The following is a 16,800-nucleotide window of genomic DNA, read 5'->3' on the forward strand; positions in this document are numbered from 1 at the left end:
CATTCCGGAAAATAAAGACCCGGCATTATAGCGGTATAGACAAGACGAGTCGAGAAGAGTAACCGGTCTATTACCGCAGTAAACTCACACTCTGACGTTTTATCGTCAGCTATTTCCACAATTCCGCCGACAGTCAACAGGTTAACGTTCGATTCCAGCCCCACCGCAAGGCGGAGAAGATGGAACCACCATCTGGAGATCCCGCCACTCTTGCGGCGTATAAACATGAAGCGCCAACGCATGTACCGCACCCTCCAGTTCGTCGGCCAACACTTTATAAATCGCTCTATGGCGCCCAATAACCCGCTCGCCGTTAAAATGCTCACTGACCAGCACCACTTTGAAATGGCTTTCAGAGCCTGCCGGAACGTTATGGCGGTAGCTTTCATTAATCACTTCAAGATGCTCGGGTACAAACTCCGCGCGCAATTTGGCTTCAATCATTTCACGAATCATACGTATACCTTCTGTGAGACGTCGGGAAACTTGTGTTTCCTGTTATGGCGGGGTGTTTTATCCAATTCAATTCTATTTCAGCTCAAAACTCGATGTCATCGTATCGCTTCACTTGCGATATCCAATCGCCGTACCGGATCCATATCATATTTTTCCATCGGCAAGGTATGATAGAACACTGCCGGCTGTTTCGGACGGGAACAAGGAGAGATGGCCGAAGAATGTTGTTTACTTTCCACTCTTTTCCTTATCTACGGCAATGATATGATAGCCAGAACATTTATCAGCAAATCAACGCTCCATGAGTGAGAAAATACGCATGTTAAAAAAATTCATTTTTCCCCTGTTCGCCGCGCTGGTGTTAGCTGGATGTGCCGGCAAAAGCAATACATTAGATGTCACGCCAAAGATCACCCTGCCGTCTCAGGATCCAAGCCTGATGGGCGTCACCATTAGCATTAATGGCGCAGACCAGCGTGCCGATCAATCCCTTGCCAGAGTCAATCGCGACGGCCAGCTCACCGCCTTGACGCCGTCTCGCGATTTGCGGTTCCTGCTTCAGGAAGTGCTTGAGAAACAAATGGCTGCTCGTGGCTATATGATTGGCGCCGGTGGGCCGGTATCTCTGCAGGTGGTCGTCAACACCCTGTATGCCGACGTGGCTGAAGGCAACCTGCGTTACAACATCACCACCAAAGCGGATATTTCGATCATCGCGCAGGCAGCCAATGGCAACAAACAGGTGAAAAACTACCGCGCCAACTACAACGTCCAGGGCGCACTTACCGCCACCAATGATAAAATCGCCGCAGCGGTCAACCAGGTTCTGAATGACGTCATCAGCGACATGGCGCAGGACACCAGCGTAAGCACCTTCATCAAAACTAACGCCCGTTAAGGGATTCCCGTCTCCCTTGCCCTGATATCAGGCGCAAGGGAGAGAGGACACCTCATGTTTAGCCGTATAGCCTCTCTTTTCCGCGATCGCAATAGCGTCATCCTCCTGATACTTGGCTTTGCTTCCGGTCTGCCGCTGGCATTGACATCCGGTACACTTCAGGCATGGATGACAGTAGAAAACATGGATTTGAAAACCATCGGTTTTTTTTCGCTGGTTGGCCAGGCTTACGTATTTAAGTTTCTCTGGTCCCCGTTCATGGATCGCTATACGCCTTCATTTTTGGGACGCCGGCGAGGCTGGTTGTTGATAACGCAACTGATGCTATGCGTTTTCATTACCCTGATGGGAGCGCTCTCCCCCTCCAGCCACCTGGCATGGCTGGCCGTACTGGCCGTATTGATTGCTTTCTGTTCTGCGTCACAGGACATCGTGTTCGATGCCTATAAAACCGATCTATTGCCGCCGCAAGAACGAGGAAGCGGAGCGGCAATATCCGTCTTTGGATATCGTCTGGCCATGCTGGTTTCCGGCGGCCTCGCACTTTGGATGGCCGACCGCTTTCTTGGATGGCTCGGTACCTACTGGCTTATGGCTGTGTTGATGCTGGTTTGCACGCTAGCGACCTGGCTCGCTCCGGAACCAGATAATACACAGCCAGCGCCCCGAACGCTTGAACAGGCTGTCGTCGCTCCGCTGAAGGATTTTTTCAACCGCAATAATGCCTGGCTGCTGCTGCTGTTGATCGTTCTCTATAAACTGGGGGACGCTTTTGCGGTCAGCTTGAGTACAACATTTTTGATTCGGGGTGTAGGGTTCAATCCCGGTGATGTCGGTCTGGTCAACAAAACGCTGGGGTTACTGGCTACGATCGTCGGCGCACTGTATGGCGGCCTTCTCATGCAGCGCTGGTCCTTGTTCAAGGCACTCATTATCTTTGGGCTGCTGCAGGCGATATCCAACGCGGGTTACTGGCTGCTGGCGATTACCGAAAAACAGCTGTTCAGTATGGCGGGCGCCGTATTTCTTGAAAATCTATGCGGCGGCATGGGTACCGCAGCATTCGTCGCACTATTAATGACGCTGTGCAACAAATCATTCTCTGCAACACAATTCGCACTCCTTTCAGCACTGGCTGCGGTAGGAAGAGTCTATGTCGGCCCTATTGCCGGATGGTTCGTGGAACTTTATGGTTGGGCATGGTTTTATCTGTTTTCCATCCTGATATCCATACCGGGTCTATTACTGCTGCTGATTTGTCGCCGCACGCTGACATTGTCGTCCCCAGACGCGGCCTTTATTCAGCGAATGTATTTCGCCCGCCAATATTTATGGGTAAGCAAGAGCCTTCTGTTCGGCATCCTGTTGTTTGTCCTTGGCATAATAATCTGGGGGGCGAATAGACTGTCATGGCTCAACGACACAGAGGCAAGCCAGCTTCTGACAAGCGTCGGCAGCATTATCGCCATCGGCGCCGTGTTATCCGGCGCGACTCTTGACTACTTATCAATAAAGAAAAAGTAAATCCTGCCGCCAGGGAATAATTACAAGCAGTAGCATATTAATTATATGCTACTGCTTTATTAAACTATTTTTCTCTGGCGTTTTCCGCCCCTAACATTTATTTCAGTCTTTTCAATAAAATCATAATTCTTTCTTTCCTGATTTTCATTACAACAAAAAACAAACCAATTATTAACAGTAATAACAAAATAGATTTTAGAAGAAGTTGTAATTCTTAAAAAGTGATACATACTTTTTTGAAAGCATGTTAATAGCTGTTTTTAAAAAAATTTTTAACAACACACTGCATCTGTGACATGCGGGGCAAAAGTCGGCAACAGTGAGCTGACATCTCTTTAATCATGTTTACAGTGTAGTAACCTTCCCGTAAAATGCCCGCTCGCGTGAAATGACAATAGAGCCCTTGTAATTGAGGTCGCTAGATGAGACTCAGGAAATACAATAAAATTTTTGGGATGTTGTCTTTAATCGTAACCACTCTGCTTCTCAGTGGCTGCGATATGGCATTAATGAACCCCAAAGGACAGGTCGGGTTAGAACAACGATCGCTCATTCTTACCGCACTTGGTTTGATGCTGATCGTTGTTATCCCAGTGATCATTATGACGTTAGCCTTCGCCTGGAAGTTCAGAGCTTCCAACCAAAAGGCGAAGTACACGCCAGACTGGTCGCACTCCAACAAAATAGAAGCCGTCGTATGGACGGTTCCCATCATTATCATCCTCATTCTCGGGACTATCACCTGGAAAACGACCCATTCGCTTGACCCGTACAAGCCGCTGGATTCCAAGGTAAAACCCGTTAATGTCGAAGTAGTATCACTTGACTGGAAATGGTTGTTCATCTATCCGGATCTTGGTATCGCTACCGTCAATGAACTTGCCTTCCCGGCCAATGTTCCCGTCGATTTTAAAATCACGTCGAATTCGGTGATGAATTCATTCTTTATCCCGCGTCTCGGTGGTCAGATTTATGCCATGGCCGGTATGCAGACCCAACTGCATCTTATCGCCAATGAACCCGGGAAATATGAGGGGATTTCAGGCGGATACAGCGGCAAAGGTTTTTCCGGCATGAAGTTTACCGCCATCGCGACACCTGATCAGCAAACGTTCGACCAATGGGTTGATACTGTCCGCAAGTCGTCCAAGACGTTGGGTACAACGAATGACTTCGACAAACTGGCGCAGCCGAGCGAATACCACCCGGTAGAGTATTATTCTCAGGTACAGCCCGATTTGTTCCATCAGATCATTACCAAATTCATTGGCAACAACATGACCATGCAGCACCATGGCGAAGGCGAGCCGAGCCAAAAAGAAGAAGGCGCGCCAAACCACACCGGCATGAACATGAGCGAACACTCCTCTCATTGAGGAGTCGAGGGATAATACGATGTTCGGAAAATTAACTCTTGATGCGGTTCCGTACCACGAACCCATTATCATGGTTACCGTAGCGGGAATTGTTCTCGGCGGATTGGCGCTACTGGCGGCAATAACCTATTTTGGCAAGTGGAAATGGCTGTGGTCCGAATGGTTCACCTCTGTCGACCATAAAAAGATCGGGATCATGTATATCATCGTCGGTATGGTGATGATGCTGCGTGGTTTCGCCGATGCCATCATGATGCGTGGCCAGCAGGTTCTTGCCTCCGCCGGTGAAGCGGGATTCCTGAATCCCCACCATTATGATCAGATTTTTACCGCTCATGGCGTCATCATGATTTTCTTCGTGGCGACGCCGTTCGTAGTCGGTCTAATGAACCTGGTCGTGCCGTTGCAAATCGGTGCTCGCGACGTGGCATTCCCCTTCCTGAACTCCCTTAGCTTCTGGCTGTTCGTCGCCGGTGTGGTTCTGATCAACCTGTCTCTCGGCATCGGCGAATTCGCCCAAACCGGCTGGGTTGCCTATCCACCGCTATCCGGCAAAGAGTACAGCCCCGGCGTAGGGGTGGATTATTGGATATGGAGTTTGCAGATTTCCGGCGTCGGTACCACATTGACCGGGGTTAACTTCTTCGCCACCATTTTGAAAATGCGCGCTCCCGGTATGACACTGATGAAAATGCCGGTATTTACCTGGACCGCACTGTGCACTAACGTACTGATTATTGCCGCATTTCCAATTTTGACGGTGACTATCGCGTTGCTGACGCTGGATCGTTATCTCGGCACCCATTTCTTCACCAATGACATGGGCGGCAATATGATGATGTACATCAACCTGATCTGGGCCTGGGGCCATCCGGAAGTGTACATCCTGGTGCTACCGATTTTCGGGGTCTACTCCGAAGTGGTGGCCACCTTCTGTAAAAAGCGGCTGTTCGGCTATACCTCGCTGGTATGGGCGACCATCGCTATTACCGTATTGTCATTCATCGTATGGCTGCATCACTTCTTTACGATGGGCTCTGGAGCCAATGTCAATGCCTTCTTCGGCATAGCGACCATGATTATCTCGATCCCCACCGGGGTTAAGATTTTCAACTGGCTGTTTACCATGTACCAGGGCCGTATCCAACCGCACACATCCATGCTGTGGACAACCGGATTCATCATTACCTTCTCCATCGGCGGTATGACTGGTGTGCTGCTTGCCGTACCTGGCGCCAACTTCGTACTACACAACAGTTTGTTCCTGATCGCGCACTTCCATAACGTGATTATCGGCGGCGTAGTCTTCGGCTGCTTTGCTGGCATCACCTATTGGTTCCCGAAAGCATTGGGCTTCACACTGAACGAAACCTGGGGCAAACGCGCCTTTTGGTTCTGGCTGATTGGCTTCTTCGTTGCCTTTATGCCGTTGTATGCGTTGGGCTTTATGGGGATGACCCGCCGTCTGAGTCAGCAGATCAACCCGGAATTCCATCCGTTGCTGGTCGTAGCGTCGTTTGGCGTCGTGCTCATCGCTATCGGAATCCTGTGCCAGGTTATTCAGTACGTAGTGAGTATTCGCGACCGTGACCAGAACCGCGATTTGACGGGAGATCCCTGGGGCGGACGAACACTGGAATGGGCGACTTCGTCACCGCCGCCATTCTATAACTTCGCCATTGTTCCGCAGATTTCCGAACGCGATGCATTCTGGGATGCCAAGGAGAAAGGCGATGCTTATCGTAAGCCGGCAAAATATGAAGAAATTCATATGCCCAAAAATACCGGTGCGGGCGTCATTATCTCCGCGTTTAGTCTGGCGTTTGGCTTCGCGATGATCTGGTACATCTGGTGGCTGGCCATCATCGGCTTTGTCGGCATGATCGCAACCTGGATCGTGCACAGTTTCAACCAGAACGTGGACTACTACGTGCCGGTTAAAGAAATTGAAGACATCGAAAATCAGCACTTCGAGCAAATCACCAAGGCAGGCGTGAAAAATGGCCACTGATACTTTACATCGCAATGTCGCCCATGCTGAGCATGGGCACCATGATACGGGAGCGACGAAAGTTTTCGGCTTCTGGATCTACCTGATGAGCGACTGCATCCTGTTTGGCATGCTATTCGCCACCTATGCAGTGCTGGTAAATGGCACCGCCGGCGGCCCGTCCGGCAAAGATATTTTTGATTTGAAATTTGTGCTGGTCGAAACCTTCGCCCTGCTGTTCAGTAGCATCACCTACGGCATGGCGATGATCGCCATGAACAAGAACAGTAAATCACAGGTCAACACCTGGCTGGCGCTGACATTTCTGTTTGGGCTGGTGTTCATCGGCATGGAAATCTACGAGTTCCACAAGCTGATCGAAGAAGGTTTCGGGCCTGACCGCAGCGCGTTCCTGTCGGCGTTTTTCGCCCTGGTCGGAACCCACGGTATCCACGTCACCTCCGGCCTGATTTGGATTGCCATCATGATGACGCAGGTCGCCGGTCGTGGTTTGACAGCGACGAACAGAACCCGCCTGATGTGTCTGAGCCTGTTTTGGCACTTCCTTGATGTGGTATGGATTTGCGTCTTCACCGTTGTTTATCTGATGGGGGCAATGTAATGAGTCATTCAGCACACGATCATTCAGGCGCCAGCCATGGTAGCGTCAAGTCCTATCTGATGGGGTTCGTTTTGTCGATCATTCTGACAGTGATCCCTTTCAGCATGGTCATGAACGGTACCACTGCACACAGTATTATTCTGTTGACTGTACTGGGATGCGCCGTCGTGCAGATACTTGTCCATCTGGTGTACTTCCTGCATCTGAACACCGCATCGGAAGAACGCTGGAACGTGGTCGCCATTGTATTCACCGTTCTGATCATCGCCATCGTGGTGGTTGGATCCATATGGATCATGATGAGCGCGCACCATAATATGATGATTCAGTAACCAGGCAGGCGACGATGATTAAGCAATACCTGCAGGTCACTAAACCCGGCATTATTTTTGGCAACCTCATCTCCGTTATCGGGGGGTTTCTACTCGCCGCTAAGGGTACGATCAGTTATCCGCTGTTTTTGGCAACACTGGTTGGTGTATCGCTAGTGGTTGCATCAGGTTGTGTTTTCAACAACGTGATCGATCGCGACATCGATAAGAAAATGGAGAGAACCAAGAACCGGGTAATGGTTAAAGGGCTGATTCCACTGAGGACAACGCTGGTTTACGCCTCGCTGTTAGGTATTGCAGGCTTCGGGTTACTGTATATCGCGGCAAATCCGCTGGCCATGTGGCTGGCGGTGATGGGCTTCGTTGTGTATGTCGGTGTTTATAGCCTCTACATGAAACGGCATTCTGTTTACGGCACCTTGATTGGCAGCCTGTCCGGCGCGGCGCCGCCAGTCATTGGCTACTGCGCCGTCAGCAACCAGTTTGACGCTGGTGCGCTGATTCTGCTGCTGATATTCAGCCTGTGGCAAATGCCCCACTCTTACGCCATCGCTATTTTCCGTCTTAAGGATTATCAGGCTGCCAATATTCCGGTACTTCCGGTTGTTAAAGGCATTTCTGTGGCTAAACATCATATTACGCTTTATATCGTGGCGTTTATGGTTGCGACTCTGATGCTCTCTCTTGGCGGATATGCCGGCTACAAATATCTGGTAGTTGCCGCGTCCGTCAGTATCTGGTGGCTTGGGATGGCGATTTCAGGTTACAAAAACCTGAATGATGACCGGGTATGGGCCCGTAAACTGTTCGTCTTCTCAATCGTGGCCATCACCTCGCTGAGCGTCATGATGTCGGTGGACTCCATGAGTCCAATGCAGGACGTACTGCTTACCTATATCCGCTGACGCAGCCGGCGTTCAGCCTCGAAAAACAGACGGTTCCGCCGTCTGTTTTTTTATTTCGCCCTCCAATTGCCAAATCAAGTAACAAACCTGTCATTTACGCCCCGACATGCGAAACCTAAAATAGCGCCAGCAAAATACAGAGGTAGCAATGAACGATAATAAAATGACGCCTGTTGAGTTAAGGGCGACGTGGGGGCTAGGCGCCGTTTTTTCCCTGCGTATGCTGGGCATGTTTATGGTGCTCCCCGTGCTGGCCACTTATGGTATGGCCTTACAGGGGGCCAGCGAGTCACTCATCGGCGTGGCCATTGGCATCTATGGTCTGATGCAGGCGATATTTCAGATTCCTTTCGGGCTAATGTCCGATCGGCTTGGGCGTAAACCCCTCATCATTGGCGGTTTGGTGATCTTTATCCTTGGTAGCGTCATTGCCGCACTCAGCCATTCCATTTGGGGGATCATTCTGGGCCGGGCGTTACAGGGAGCCGGTGCAATTTCCTCCGCCGTTATGGCCCTGCTTTCCGATTTGACCCGCGAGCAAAATAGAACCAAAGCCATGGCATTTATCGGCGTTAGTTTCGGCGTCACATTCGCCATTGCCATGGTTATCGGCCCGATTGTCACTCATGCTTTCGGGTTGCAGGCATTATTTTGGGGAATTGCGCTGCTTTCGCTGGTAGCCATCGCCATCACCATTTTGGTGATTCCTTCAGCATCAGCACATGTGTTAAACCGTGAATCAGCCATTATCCGTAGCGGGATCCGCAAGGTTCTCGCTAACAGCCAGTTGCTGAAGCTCAACTTCGGGATCATGTGTTTGCATATACTGTTGATGTCGAGCTTTGTCGCCCTTCCCCGGGTTATGGAGCAGGCAGGGCTCGCACCGCAAGATCAGTGGAAAGTGTATCTGGTTACTATGCTGGTATCGTTTGTCGCCGTTGTGCCGTTTGTCATGTATGCGGAAATCAGGCGGCGGATGAAACAAGTATTTATTATCTGCGTTATGCTGCTCACCGCAGCGGAGCTGGTACTGCTGCAAAGCCAGCACTCGCTGGAACAAACGTTGATCGGCATTCAGATTTTCTTCATCGGATTCAACGTGATGGAAGCTATTCTACCGTCACTGATCAGTAAAGAAGCGCCAACAGGTTATAAGGGAACCGCGATGGGCGTCTATTCGACGACTCAGTTCATCGGGGTCGCATTGGGGGGCAGCCTGGGTGGTGCGCTTTACGACCTTCAGGGCGCATCGCTGGTTTTTAGCGCCGGAATCGGGCTGGGTTTAGTTTGGCTGCTGGTCAGTAGCACCATGAAGGAACCCCCCTATCTCAGCAGTCTGCGTATTACGCTGACGGATACCGCCCTTCAGGATGCCGGGCTGCCGCAAAAACTGCAGCAACACCCTGGCGTAGCAGATGTCGTCATTGTGCCGGACGAAGCGAGCGCTTACATAAAAATCGACCGCAAAAAAACCAACCGCCAGCAGTTGGAGCAGTTGGTGAGTCAATATAGTTAGCGAGCCAGGTTCGGCATATCGATGTCATCCAGGTGGGGTGAGACTCCACCTCACCTGGCTTGAACCTCGCGGACAGGTGGCCGTTTACTCAGGCTGTGTAGAGTATCAATCGCGGAAGTTGTTGAATTGGAAGGGTTGTCCAAGATCAGAGCCGCGAATCAGTGCAATGACGCCCTGTAAATCATCACGTGATTTACCGGTGACACGCACCTGCTCTCCCTGAACCTGCGCCTGTACTTTCAGTTTGCTGTCCTTGATCAGTTTGACGATTTTTTTGGCCAGCGTAGCCTCAATACCCTGTTTCAGCTTGGCTTCAATGCTGTAGGTCTTGCCGCTGTGCTCCATCTCATCAGGAATTTCCAGCGAGCCACCTTCAATACCGCGCTTGGCCAGTTTTTCACGCAGGATATCCACTAACTGTTTGACCTGGAAATCCGACTCGCTGCTGGCTTTGATCGTTTGCGCTTTTTCATTAATGTCAAAGCTGGCAGCAACATTGCGAAAATCCCAACGAGTGCCCAACTCGCGAGACGCATTCTCCACCGCATTACGAACTTCCTGCATATCAATTTCCGATACGATATCGAAAGATGGCATCATTTTTCTCCTGACAATTAGCTGCCGAGCATAATAACCGCTACCCACTAATAAACAAAATGCGTAGCGCTTCCAGAATCGGCATTCACGGTCTTTACCACTCAGAGGTCTGCCATCAGGATATGGTGCGGGCAAAGCGACAATGAATCCCCTATGATAGATGCAGTTCTGTTACACACGGCGATTAGATGCCGCATGGTTAAACAGAACGCTGATGGATGTGTTTTCAACGAATACCGCGTCATTGGGCACAATTTCGATGGGCATCGCGTTGATGATTAGGCGCAGGGAAAAGAGTTACCGTACCGGTAGCATTTTCACCGGACAAAGGAAGAATGCATGAAGATTACCGTTCTTGGCTGCGGCGCAATTGGTCAGCTTTGGCTTGCGGCGCTGCACCGACAAGGACATGACGTGCAAGGATGGTTACGCATCCCGCAAGCCGCATGCCGGGTCAATGTCACGATGCTTAACGGCGAGAACTGCGAATTCAGCCTGAAAGCAAACGATACGGAGCATTTGTCGCAAAGTCGGCTGCTGCTGGTGACGCTGAAGGCCTGGCAAGTCTCCAACGCCATAGTGCCGTTGCTTCCCCGACTTCACGGCGATTGTACGATCCTGCTGTTGCACAACGGTATGGGGACTCGGGAAGAACTCCCTACCATGACGCAGCCGCTGTTATTCGGCGTCACAACGCATGCAGCCCGCCGCGATCCGACATCTGTCGTACATGTGGCCGCAGGCGTAACGCATATCGGCGCGGTCAATGGTATTGACGACTTCGGTCATTTCTCGGAAATATTGCACCAGGCGTTGCCGGACGTCGCCTGGCATAACAATATCAATGCGACCTGCTGGCTGAAACTGGCGGCCAACTGCATGATCAACCCGCTCACCGTCCTGCATGAGTGCACCAACGGTGGGTTGATGGCTTACCCGGAAACGCTAGCGACACTCAGTCAGGAGATCGCCCGTCTCATGGAACGCGAGGGGTTTCACACCTCGGCGGAAAACTTGCTGCACTATGCCCACCAGATTATTCAGAACACGGCAGCCAATACCTCTTCCATGCGACAAGATGTTCTGGCGCAGCGTCATACGGAAATCGACTACATTACCGGCTATCTGCTGCGCCGTGCCCGGGCTCATGGGTTATCCCTGCCGGAAAATCGCCGACTATTCGAATACATCAAACAAAAGGAGAGTGAATATGACCGCATCGGTACTGGTTTGTCTGGCGCCTGGTAGCGAGGAAATCGAAGCCGTTACCGCCATTGACCTGCTGGTCAGAGCGGGCATCAAAGTCACTACTGCCAGTGTGGCCAGCGATGGCGCGCTGGAAATCACCTGTTCCCGCGGCGTCCGCCTGATTGCCGATGCGCCATTGGTTAGCGTTGCAGATGAGGAGTTTGACGCGGTGGTGCTGCCCGGAGGAATGCGGGGGGCGGAATGTTTTCGAGATAGCCCATTACTGGTCGAGCGGCTGCGCCAAACGCATCAGGAAGGCAAAATCGTTGCGGCGATCTGCGCGTCGCCAGCAGTAGTGCTGGAATACCACAAGCTGTTTCCGGTAGGAAACATGACCGGTTATCCCACGCTAAAAGAGCGTATCTCGGCCGATAAATGGCAGGAAAAGCGCGTGGTCTACGATCCGCGCGTCAATCTGCTGACCAGTCAAGGGCCGGGTACCAGCATTGATTTCGCGTTAAAACTGATCGACCTGCTCGCGGGAAAAGCGAAAGCGGCGGATGTCGCATCACAACTGGTGCTACCGCCCGGCATCTATAACTATCAGGACTGATCAGTCGTCGATGAGGCTGAACTTCAGCCTCATCGTAATTGTGCTGCGCTCAGAATGTTATTAGGGACGATAGACCTTCACATTGGTGAATCCCTGCTCCCGCAGATACAGCGCCTGCAAACGACTCATCACACCACGTTCGCAGTACAGCAGATAGGTTTTATTCTGATCGAGATCGCCAAAACCTGTGCCCAGTTTGTAGAACGGCAGGGACTGCACTGTCACATGCTCCATCGTCAGCGGTTTGTCTTCCTGCTCATCCGGTGAACGGATATCCAACAGTACATCGCTGGCACCAAGCGCGCCGACGGTTTCCACTTCAACCACGTTCTGGCTGGTCTGCTCCGCAATCTCACGAATATCAATATTGCGCGCTTCGCTGACCACCTTATCCAGAATGGCGAAATCGAAATTTGCTTCCTCATGCTCGATTTTCGCTTTGACCGCTTTCACCGTCGGGCTCTTGGAAATCACGCCGCAGTATTCCGGCATGGTTTTGGCGAAATCTTCCGTTCCCAACTCGCGCGCCAGCTTGATGATGTGCTCTTTATCGTGGGAAATCAGTGGACGCAGAATCAGCGTATCGCTCGCATTATCGATAAGACGCAGGTTGGTCAGCGTCTGGCTGGAGACCTGCCCCAGCGCTTCGCCAGTGACCAGCGCTTCAACGCCATAGCGCTCGGCGATTCTTGATGCCGCACGCACCATCATGCGTTTGAGCACCACGCCCATCTGGCCATCATCCACTTTTTCCAGGATTTCGCCGACTACGGGCTCAAAATCCACCGCCACAAAGCGAACCCGATGGGAACTGCCAAACCGGTTCCATAAATAATGCGCCACCTGTTTTACACCAATCTCGTGGGCGGCGCCGCCCAGATTGAAGAAGCAGTAATGTACCCGGCATCCGCGACGCATCAGCATATAACTGGACACACCGGAGTCAAACCCGCCGGAAATCAGTGACAGGACATCCTCCTGGGTGCCGATGGGGAAACCACCGATGCCTTCATAGCGTCCCTTGATCAACAACAGGCGATCCTGATCGATTTCTAAATGAACCGTCACCTGCGGCGCAGTGAGGTTGACGCGCGCGCTTTCAATATGCTGATTCAACCCACCACCGACATAACGCTCGACACCCTGAGAGTTAAATTCATGTTTACCGCGACGTTTAACCCGCACGCAGAAGGTTTTACCTTCAAGTTGCTCACGGTACATGGCCAGCGTCTGCTCAAAAATATGGTGGATATCGTTATAGGCGTGGTCTTCAACCTCCAGGATATGATGAATTCCGGGGATCCTGGTCAATGCATCGCGAATAGCATCACGCTGGCTTTCGTCTTTAGCTCTGACGTCGATATGATCCCAATAGCGGACAACCGCTAGTGTTTCATCGTAGTGTTTGAGGACATTGCGAATGTTACCGGTAAGGATTTTTATAAAGCGCAACCGCACAGATTGGCTTTTGATGGTGATTTCCGGGAACAATTTAATGATAAACTTCATGGCGGCGGTCGTTACCAGGCTTGAAAACATCAGGCTTACAGCCTGATTACTGAAAAATCGCGTTATCGGTAACACCAGCAGACGTGTGATGGTTTTACCAATAACATCCAGGGCGCGAAGTATACCACCATATTGAGGTAAGCTGCGCTGGTTAAGCGCATAATTGACGTCCTTTGCGGCGTGAAGACCATACCGCAGGCAAAGCCGACGCAGACAGACAGGATTGAAGAAAACCTATGCCGAAAAAAAACGACACTCCCGTCAGCTTCGAGACAGCACTCAATGAGCTGGAACAGATTGTCTCACGACTAGAATCCGGCTCGCTTCCATTAGAAGAAGCACTGGGCGCTTTCGAACAGGGGATCCAGCTTGCACGCCAGGGTCAATTGAAATTACAGCAAGCCGAACAGCGGGTACAAATCCTGCTGAATGATGATCCTGAAAGCCCTCTGTCCCCATTTACACCGGATAATGAGTCGCTATGACAGATTTTTTGGAGCAACTACATGCTCACCACCAGAGAATCAACACCACGTTGCGCCGATTCATCTCCGCCCTGCCTTTCCAGCAGATACCGCTGATCGAAGCTATGGCTTACGGCTCGCTGCTTGGCGGCAAACGTCTGCGGCCATTTCTGGTGTATTCCACGGGTAGGCTATTCAATTTGCCGCTTGAAAGCCTCGACGTACCTGCAGCCGCGGTAGAATGTATTCACGCCTACTCGCTGATCCACGACGACTTGCCGGCCATGGACGATGACGACTTGCGCCGCGGTCAACCAACCTGCCATGTCAAATTCGGCGAAGCCAACGCTATTTTGGCAGGCGATGCGTTGCAAACCCTGGCGTTCTCCATACTGGCGGGCACCGAGATGCCCCGCGTCAGCGATCGCGATCGGTTGTCGATGATAGCCGAGCTTGCCTCCGCCAGCGGCGTGGGCGGTATGTGCGGCGGCCAGGCGCTGGATCTCGAGGCGGAAGGTCGTCAGGTCGACCTCGCCGCGTTGGAACAGATCCATCGGCACAAAACCGGCGCGTTGATTCGGGCCTCCGTCAGGCTAGGCGCGCTGGCAGCGGGTGAAGCCGGACGCCAGGTCATGCCGAGTCTTGACCGTTACGCCAACGCCATCGGACTCGCCTTCCAGGTGCAGGATGATATCCTTGACGTCATTGGCGACAGCGCCACCACCGGCAAACGGCAGGGGGCCGATCAGCAACTGGGGAAAAGCACCTATCCGGCACTGCTCGGGCTGGCGCAGGCCAAAGCCAAAGCGTTGGAGCTGTATCAGGAATCCCTTGCCGCACTTGACGAACTGGAAGCCGCCATCGCCCACCCGGCAGCCATATTGCCCCTTCGGTCACTGGCGAACTATATCGTCGAACGAGATAAATAATTGCAACACCAACACCGCGTAACGAGCATCCGATGATCTTTGATATTGCGAAATACCCTACACTGGCACTGGTGGAAAATCCTGACGATTTACGCCTGTTGCCCCGGGACAGCCTGCCGAAACTGTGTGACGAACTGAGACAGTACCTGCTGGATAGCGTTAGTCGCTCAAGCGGACATTTCGCATCGGGCCTGGGTACGGTTGAACTGACGGTGGCGTTGCATTACGTCTATAACACGCCGTTCGATCACCTGGTATGGGATGTCGGTCATCAGGCTTATCCGCACAAAATCCTGACCGGGCGTCGCGACCGGATCGCCACCATTCGTCAGAAAGACGGCCTGCATCCGTTCCCGTGGCGTGGAGAAAGCGAATACGACGTACTGAGCGTCGGCCACTCATCCACCTCCATCAGTGCCGGTCTCGGCATGGCGGTGGCCGCCGAGCGCGAAGGTAAAGGACGGCGTACCGTATGTGTCATCGGCGACGGCGCGATCACCGCCGGCATGGCGTTCGAAGCCATGAACCATGCGGGCGATATTCGGCCGGACATGCTGGTGGTACTCAACGACAACGAAATGTCGATTTCTGAAAACGTCGGCGCACTGAACAACCACCTGGCGCAATTGCTCTCCGGCAAGCTTTACTCCACTCTGCGCGAAGGCGGTAAGAAAGTGCTGTCGGGGTTGCCGCCCATCAAAGAGCTGGTCAAACGCACCGAGGAACACCTCAAAGGTATGGTTGTTCCAGGTACGCTATTTGAAGAACTCGGTTTTAACTATATCGGCCCGGTGGATGGGCATGATGTGCAGGCGCTGGCGCAAACGCTCAAAAATATGCGCAGCCTCAAAGGGCCGCAATTGCTGCACATCATGACCAAGAAAGGCAAAGGCTACGCCCCCGCCGAACAGGATCCGATCAGTTGGCACGCCGTGCCTAAATTCGATCCAGCCAGCGGTACTCTGCCTAAAAGCAAGGAAGGGGCGCTGCCCACCTACTCTGCCGTCTTTGGTCAATGGCTGACGGAAACCGCCGCAGGCGACAGCCGGCTGATGGCGATTACCCCTGCCATGCGTGAAGGCTCCGGCATGGTGGCTTTCTCCCGCCAATACCCGCAGCAATATTTCGATGTGGCTATCGCCGAGCAGCACGCCGTCACCTTCGCCGCTGGGCTTGCTGTTGGCGGTTATCGTCCGGTCGTGGCAATTTACTCGACTTTTCTGCAACGCGCTTATGATCAAGTGATTCACGACGTCGCCATCCAGAATCTGCCGGTACTGTTCGCTATCGATCGCGGCGGTATCGTCGGCGCCGACGGGCAAACCCATCAGGGTGCATTTGATCTCTCTTTCCTGAGATGTATCCCTAACATGGTGATCATGACGCCCAGTGATGAAAACGAGTGCCGTCTGATGTTGCATACCGGCTACCACTATCCACACGGCCCGGTCGCGGTGCGTTACCCGCGTGGCACCGCCGTGGGTGTACCGTTAACGCCGCTGGAAACGCTGCCGATCGGCGAAGGCGTGATGCGCCGTCAGGGAGAAAATATCGCCATCCTGAATTTCGGCACACTGATGCCGGAAGCGCGTCAAGCGGCGGAAGCGCTTAATGCCACACTGGTTGACATGCGTTTCGTGAAACCATTGGATGAAGCGTTGATCCTGTCGTTGGCAGGCACGCACCAGGCACTAGTGACCGTGGAAGAAAATGCCGTCATGGGCGGCGCGGGGAGTGGCGTCAATGAACTGCTGATGGCGCACCGGGCGCTGGTTCCCGTATTGAATCTGGGCCTGCCGGACTATTTTATTCCACAAGGCACACAGGACGAAATCCGAACACAATTGGGGCTGGACGCCGTGGGTATTGAGCGCCGCATCC

The 16,800-nt window shown here is 52.4% G+C and carries 16 protein-coding genes; 13 read left to right on the top strand and 3 right to left on the bottom strand.

The features are described from left to right. Window positions 1-141: 141 nt before the first annotated feature. On the bottom strand, window positions 142-456 hold the full coding sequence (bolA, locus tag DPA2511_RS14800; protein ID WP_015854557.1) for a transcriptional regulator BolA: 315 nt from the start codon (window positions 454-456) through the stop codon (window positions 142-144). A 319-nt stretch (window positions 457-775) separates the two neighbouring features. Between bolA and DPA2511_RS14805 the strand changes: the two genes are divergently transcribed. From DPA2511_RS14805 to DPA2511_RS14840, 8 genes are all read left to right on the top strand, one after another. Next, window positions 776-1,354, top strand: coding sequence for a lipoprotein (locus DPA2511_RS14805; protein WP_015854558.1), 579 nt, complete (start codon window positions 776-778; stop codon window positions 1,352-1,354). A gap of 54 nt (window positions 1,355-1,408) precedes the next feature. Next, a complete protein-coding gene (gene ampG, locus DPA2511_RS14810; protein ID WP_015854559.1) occupies window positions 1,409-2,878 on the top strand; it encodes a muropeptide MFS transporter AmpG in 1,470 nt (489 codons plus the stop codon). Window positions 2,879-3,300: 422 nt separating this feature from the next. Further along, on the top strand, window positions 3,301-4,254 hold the full coding sequence (gene cyoA / locus DPA2511_RS14815; protein ID WP_015854560.1) for a cytochrome o ubiquinol oxidase subunit II: 954 nt from the start codon (window positions 3,301-3,303) through the stop codon (window positions 4,252-4,254). Window positions 4,255-4,273: 19 nt separating this feature from the next. Then, the gene (cyoB, locus tag DPA2511_RS14820) at window positions 4,274-6,265 is read left to right on the top strand and encodes a cytochrome o ubiquinol oxidase subunit I (protein ID WP_015854561.1); all 1,992 of its coding nucleotides are present in this window, start codon (window positions 4,274-4,276) and stop codon (window positions 6,263-6,265) included. After that, a complete protein-coding gene (locus tag DPA2511_RS14825) occupies window positions 6,255-6,866 on the top strand; it encodes a cytochrome o ubiquinol oxidase subunit III (RefSeq protein ID WP_015854562.1) in 612 nt (203 codons plus the stop codon). Before cyoB ends, DPA2511_RS14825 begins: the two co-directional genes overlap by 11 nt. Next, entirely contained in the window at window positions 6,866-7,198 is a 333-nt protein-coding gene (locus DPA2511_RS14830; protein ID WP_015854563.1) for a cytochrome o ubiquinol oxidase subunit IV, read from the top strand. Before DPA2511_RS14825 ends, DPA2511_RS14830 begins: the two co-directional genes overlap by 1 nt. A gap of 14 nt (window positions 7,199-7,212) precedes the next feature. After that, the gene (gene cyoE, locus DPA2511_RS14835) at window positions 7,213-8,103 is read left to right on the top strand and encodes a heme o synthase (RefSeq protein ID WP_015854564.1); all 891 of its coding nucleotides are present in this window, start codon (window positions 7,213-7,215) and stop codon (window positions 8,101-8,103) included. Between the two features lie 148 nt (window positions 8,104-8,251). Then, window positions 8,252-9,619, top strand: a complete 1,368-nt coding sequence (locus DPA2511_RS14840) for an MFS transporter (protein WP_015854565.1) — start codon at window positions 8,252-8,254, stop codon at window positions 9,617-9,619. 105 nt (window positions 9,620-9,724) lie between these two features. Here the strand turns inward: DPA2511_RS14840 and DPA2511_RS14845 are convergent, their stop codons facing one another. Next, on the bottom strand, window positions 9,725-10,216 hold the full coding sequence (locus DPA2511_RS14845) for a YajQ family cyclic di-GMP-binding protein (RefSeq protein ID WP_015854566.1): 492 nt from the start codon (window positions 10,214-10,216) through the stop codon (window positions 9,725-9,727). Window positions 10,217-10,555: 339 nt separating this feature from the next. Between DPA2511_RS14845 and panE the strand changes: the two genes are divergently transcribed. Together panE and yajL are read left to right on the top strand one after the other, a co-directional pair. After that, on the top strand, window positions 10,556-11,464 hold the full coding sequence (gene panE, locus DPA2511_RS14855) for a 2-dehydropantoate 2-reductase (RefSeq protein WP_015854567.1): 909 nt from the start codon (window positions 10,556-10,558) through the stop codon (window positions 11,462-11,464). Then, on the top strand, window positions 11,427-12,017 hold the full coding sequence (gene yajL, locus DPA2511_RS14860; RefSeq protein WP_015854568.1) for a protein deglycase YajL: 591 nt from the start codon (window positions 11,427-11,429) through the stop codon (window positions 12,015-12,017). Before panE ends, yajL begins: the two co-directional genes overlap by 38 nt. A gap of 60 nt (window positions 12,018-12,077) precedes the next feature. On the opposite strand, the gene thiI is transcribed toward yajL, so the two are convergent. Continuing rightward, complete coding sequence (thiI, locus tag DPA2511_RS14865) at window positions 12,078-13,526, bottom strand: tRNA uracil 4-sulfurtransferase ThiI (protein WP_015854569.1); 1,449 nt, start codon at window positions 13,524-13,526, stop codon at window positions 12,078-12,080. Window positions 13,527-13,762: 236 nt separating this feature from the next. Here thiI and xseB point away from each other — a divergent pair, with 236 nt between their 5' ends. The 3 genes from xseB to dxs all read left to right on the top strand — a co-directional run. Next, window positions 13,763-14,011, top strand: coding sequence for an exodeoxyribonuclease VII small subunit (gene xseB / locus DPA2511_RS14870; RefSeq protein ID WP_015854570.1), 249 nt, complete (start codon window positions 13,763-13,765; stop codon window positions 14,009-14,011). After that, complete coding sequence (gene ispA / locus DPA2511_RS14875; protein WP_015854571.1) at window positions 14,008-14,919, top strand: (2E,6E)-farnesyl diphosphate synthase; 912 nt, start codon at window positions 14,008-14,010, stop codon at window positions 14,917-14,919. The genes xseB and ispA overlap by 4 nt, the downstream gene beginning before the upstream one ends. A gap of 32 nt (window positions 14,920-14,951) precedes the next feature. Further along, a partial coding sequence (dxs, locus tag DPA2511_RS21890) for a 1-deoxy-D-xylulose-5-phosphate synthase (RefSeq protein ID WP_023638419.1) occupies window positions 14,952-16,800 on the top strand: 1,849 nt, incomplete at its 3' end.

It is taken from the genome of Musicola paradisiaca NCPPB 2511 (assembly GCF_000400505.1).
In the GTDB taxonomy this organism is placed as follows: Bacteria; Pseudomonadota; Gammaproteobacteria; order Enterobacterales; family Enterobacteriaceae; genus Musicola; species Musicola paradisiaca.

Bases quoted from the DNA above. Each gene is read 5' to 3' on its own strand.
- bolA (WP_015854557.1), bottom strand. From the start codon at position 456: ATGATTCGTGAAATGATTGAAGCCAAATTGCGCGCGGAGTTTGTACCC.
- DPA2511_RS14805 (WP_015854558.1), top strand. From the start codon at position 776: ATGTTAAAAAAATTCATTTTTCCCCTGTTCGCCGCGCTGGTGTTAGCT.
- ampG (WP_015854559.1), top strand. From the start codon at position 1,409: ATGTTTAGCCGTATAGCCTCTCTTTTCCGCGATCGCAATAGCGTCATC.
- cyoA (WP_015854560.1), top strand. From the start codon at position 3,301: ATGAGACTCAGGAAATACAATAAAATTTTTGGGATGTTGTCTTTAATC.
- cyoB (WP_015854561.1), top strand. From the start codon at position 4,274: ATGTTCGGAAAATTAACTCTTGATGCGGTTCCGTACCACGAACCCATT.
- DPA2511_RS14825 (WP_015854562.1), top strand. From the start codon at position 6,255: ATGGCCACTGATACTTTACATCGCAATGTCGCCCATGCTGAGCATGGG.
- DPA2511_RS14830 (WP_015854563.1), top strand. From the start codon at position 6,866: ATGAGTCATTCAGCACACGATCATTCAGGCGCCAGCCATGGTAGCGTC.
- cyoE (WP_015854564.1), top strand. From the start codon at position 7,213: ATGATTAAGCAATACCTGCAGGTCACTAAACCCGGCATTATTTTTGGC.
- DPA2511_RS14840 (WP_015854565.1), top strand. From the start codon at position 8,252: ATGAACGATAATAAAATGACGCCTGTTGAGTTAAGGGCGACGTGGGGG.
- DPA2511_RS14845 (WP_015854566.1), bottom strand. From the start codon at position 10,216: ATGCCATCTTTCGATATCGTATCGGAAATTGATATGCAGGAAGTTCGT.
- panE (WP_015854567.1), top strand. From the start codon at position 10,556: ATGAAGATTACCGTTCTTGGCTGCGGCGCAATTGGTCAGCTTTGGCTT.
- yajL (WP_015854568.1), top strand. From the start codon at position 11,427: ATGACCGCATCGGTACTGGTTTGTCTGGCGCCTGGTAGCGAGGAAATC.
- thiI (WP_015854569.1), bottom strand. From the start codon at position 13,526: ATGAAGTTTATCATTAAATTGTTCCCGGAAATCACCATCAAAAGCCAA.
- xseB (WP_015854570.1), top strand. From the start codon at position 13,763: ATGCCGAAAAAAAACGACACTCCCGTCAGCTTCGAGACAGCACTCAAT.
- ispA (WP_015854571.1), top strand. From the start codon at position 14,008: ATGACAGATTTTTTGGAGCAACTACATGCTCACCACCAGAGAATCAAC.